This is a genomic window from Floricoccus penangensis (assembly GCF_001832885.1).
GTDB lineage: Bacteria > Bacillota > Bacilli > Lactobacillales > Streptococcaceae > Floricoccus > Floricoccus penangensis.
On sequence record NZ_MKIQ01000025.1, the window covers coordinates 1 to 357 of the forward strand.

General features: G+C 48.5%; 3 tRNA genes. All 3 read left to right on the plus strand.

Going from position 1 to position 357, the window contains the following annotated elements:
* Nucleotides 1-72: 72 nt before the first annotated feature.
* A tRNA-Tyr gene (locus BG262_RS03960) sits at nucleotides 73-153 on the plus strand.
* Between the two features lie 6 nt (nucleotides 154-159).
* A tRNA-Trp gene (locus BG262_RS03965) sits at nucleotides 160-230 on the plus strand.
* An 11-nt stretch (nucleotides 231-241) separates the two neighbouring features.
* A tRNA-His gene (locus BG262_RS03970) sits at nucleotides 242-314 on the plus strand.
* Nucleotides 315-357 lie beyond the last annotated feature (43 nt).

The window sequence follows — 357 nt, forward strand, 5'->3', positions numbered from 1 at the left end:
ACGGCGAAGATCGCGGGTTCGATTCCCGTCGGGACCGTCAAATAGTTTTATTATTTGTTTATATATTTACTTGGAAGGGTAGCGAAGTGGCTAAACGCGGCGGACTGTAAATCCGCTCCTTCGGGTTCGGGGGTTCGAATCCCTCCCCTTCCATAATTTACGGGCATAGTTTAAAGGTAGAACAAAGGTCTCCAAAACCTTTGGTGTGGGTTCAATTCCTGCTGCCCGTGTTAATAATATGGCGGGTGTGGTGAAGTGGTTAACACATCAGATTGTGGCTCTGACATTCGGGGGTTCGATTCCCCTCACTCGCCTATTTATTGGGGTATAGCCAAGCGGTAAGGCAAGGGACTTTGA